Source organism: Streptomyces sp. NPDC057654 (assembly GCF_042800135.1).
Taxonomy (GTDB): domain Bacteria; phylum Actinomycetota; class Actinomycetes; order Streptomycetales; family Streptomycetaceae; genus Streptomyces.
The window spans coordinates 1-2,832 of the sequence record NZ_JBHVHQ010001016.1 but is presented as its reverse complement, the minus strand read 5'-3'; the positions used below and the strand labels follow the sequence as shown (position 1 = coordinate 2,832).

The following is a 2,832-nucleotide window of genomic DNA, read 5'->3' as shown; positions in this document are numbered from 1 at the left end:
GGCCTCCTCGGCCGCGGCCTCGGAGTCCACGTCGACGCCGACCCGCAGCACCTGCGGCGGCAGCAGCCGCCCGGCGCCCGACGCCACCGACGTGCGCAGGAACCGGGACAGCGCCGACCACGGCTCGTCCTCCTGCCCCAGCGCGGCCCGCGCCTGCTCGGTCAGGCGCGCCGTCTCCTCCTCGGCTATCCGCCGGACCAGCACGTCCTTGCTCGGGAACCTGCGGTACACGGTCCCGACGCCCACCCGGGCGCGGCGTGCCACGTCCTCCATCGGCGCGCCGTAGCCGAGCTCGCCGAAGACCTCGCGAGCGGCCCGCAGTACGTGCTCCAGATTGCGCTGTGCGTCCACACGCAAAGGCGTGTGGCGGCTGCCATTGGCGTCGGACGACGCGACAGCAGCAGCCGACCAATGAGATCCCTGAATGTGCATAAGCATTCCCCCGGTAATGACGTCTCCCCCCGGAGACTCCCCGCCCTGACTGCCGGGGCGTGTCTCACCACCCCGACCAGGTACGAACATAGTTGAGCCCGCGTCAAGAAAGAAGGGGGAGTTCCGCACGGACCGTCCCACGATCGGACCACCGAACCGACCGGTCCGGATCGGCCGCTCCCCAGCCGCCCCATGGCCTGCGGCTGACCTGCGGGCTTTCACCGCGGCGCCGCGACCGGACCCCGGAGCGTTCCCCTCCGCCGCCGGTCACACATTTCGCCGGGCCTGTGGACAAATTCTTGTTGCCGGTGCGTCATGGGAGGGTGCTGTGCTTTCCCGGGGTCACAGCATCCGGGAGCGGCCGAGCCGCGCCGGGCCCCGGCCAGGGCACCCCCTCGGGCTGGGCGACATCGCGAGGAGATCCTCTGTGAAGGAACCGGCGCGCATTCTGATTGTCGGCGGCGGCTACGTAGGGATGTACACGGCACTGCGCCTCCAGCGGAAGCTGAAGACGGACGAAGCGCAGGTCACCGTGGTGGACCCGGACCCGTATATGACCTACCAGCCGTTCCTCCCCGAGGCCGCGGCCGGCTCCATCTCCCCGCGCCACGTCGTCGTCCCGCTGCGCCGCACCCTGCCCAAATGCCAGGTCCTCGTCGGCGAGGCCACCGCCGTCGACCACGCGCGGCGCACCGCGACCGTCAAGACCCTCGCCGCCGACGAGGAGGGCTCCGGCGGCGTCGAGCTCCGCTACGACGAGCTGGTCCTCGCCCCCGGCTCCGTCTCGCGCACCCTCCCGATCCCGGGCCTGGCCGAATTCGGCATCGGCTTCAAGACCGTCGAAGAGGCCATCGGGCTCCGCAACCACGTGCTCGAACAGCTCGACATCGCGTCCTCCACCCGCGACCCCGAAGTCCGCGACGCGGCCCTGACCTTCGTCTTCGTCGGCGGCGGCTACGCGGGCGTCGAGGCGCTCGCCGAACTGGAGGACATGGCGCGCTACGCCGCCCGCTACTACCACAACATCGCCCCCGACGACGTACGGTTCATCCTCGTCGAGGCCACCGGCCGCATCCTCCCCGAGGTCGGCCCCGAGATGGGCGAGTACGCCGTACGGGAGCTGCGCGGCCGCAACATCGACGTGCGGCTCGACACCCGTCTCGACTCCTGCGAGGGCCGCGTCGCGGTGCTCAGCGACGGCTCGCGGTTCCCCGCCCGTACGGTCGTATGGACCGCCGGCGTCAAACCGCACCCTGTCCTCGCCGCCACCGGCCTGCCGCTCGACGGCCGCGGCCGCCTCGCCTGCACCGCGGCGCTCCAGGTGGCCGGGGTCGCACACGCCTGGGCCGCCGGGGACGCCGCCGCCGTCCCGGACATGACGTCCGACGAGCCCGGCAAGGAGTGCGCGCCCAACGCCCAACACGCCGTACGCCAGGCACGAGTCCTCGCGGACAACCTCATCTCGTCCCTACGGGACGAGCCCGTCCGCGACTACGCGCACAAATACGTCGGCTCCGTGGCCTCCCTGGGCCTCCACAAGGGCGTGGCGCACCTCTACGGGCGCAAGCTCAAGGGCTACCCCGCCTGGCTCATGCACCGCTTCTACCACCTCAGCCGGGTCCCCACTTTCAACCGCAAGGCGCGCGTACTCGCCGAGTGGTCCCTCGCCGGGCTCTTCAAACGTGAGATCGTCTCGCTCGGCTCCCTGGAGAACCCGCGCGCCGAGTTCGAACTCGCCGCGGGGACGGGGCGCCACCCGGAAGGCACGTGACCCCATCCGTCCGGAGCCGGGAACTCCACCCGGACGACCGGCGTCTGACGGATGTCAGTCCGGTCGGTCACACTGGACGTGTGACCATGGGTGGGCTCGTACCTGCGAAGAGTGACAACCACGAGGACCGTGACAAGCACGAGGATCCGGACGTTTGCTGCCTTCCCTTGGATAACTCCCCCCACAACCCCAGCCGGGCCACCGAGCAGGTGTGCAGCCCAGTAACGACACCACGAGGTAATCCTCTGTGAACTTCACCCGCTGGAGCGCCCGGCTCCCCGGAACCCAGCGCCGTGCCGCGGCGCGCACCGACCGCGGCGCGGGGCCTTCGCAGCCCCCGAGCACGGCGAGCGGCGGGGCCAACGGCTCCGTGCCCGCCGCCCGCGCCGAGACCGTCCCGCGGACCCGGCCTCCCGCCCCCGATAAACCCGACAATGCTTCCGACGAATCCGCCGGCAAGACCGCCGCCGGCGCGACACGCCGGGCCGCCACCGCGACCGCCACCGCGGACGCGCCGCAGGCCGAAGGCCCCGTCCCCACCCTCGACGGGCTCTCCGCCCACGAGGTCCTCGGCCAGCTCCCCGCCCTCGTCGCCGTCGTCTACGGCCCCGAGCACCGCGTCGCATACG

General features: G+C 71.8%; 2 protein-coding genes and 1 pseudogene. 2 read left to right on the top strand and 1 reads right to left on the bottom strand.

Annotated features, from left to right (window positions below; genetic code table 11):
• Positions 1-432 (bottom strand): TetR/AcrR family transcriptional regulator (locus tag ACFU99_RS39765; protein WP_384402445.1); only part of this gene is annotated, 432 nt, incomplete at its 3' end.
• A gap of 475 nt (positions 433-907) precedes the next feature.
• Here ACFU99_RS39765 and ACFU99_RS39760 point away from each other — a divergent pair.
• Together ACFU99_RS39760 and ACFU99_RS39755 are read left to right on the top strand one after the other, a co-directional pair.
• On the top strand, positions 908-2,203 hold the full coding sequence (locus ACFU99_RS39760; RefSeq protein ID WP_384402448.1) for an NAD(P)/FAD-dependent oxidoreductase: 1,296 nt from the start codon (positions 908-910) through the stop codon (positions 2,201-2,203).
• A gap of 247 nt (positions 2,204-2,450) precedes the next feature.
• Positions 2,451-2,832: pseudogene (locus ACFU99_RS39755) on the top strand (PAS sensor protein); the annotation flags it as partial.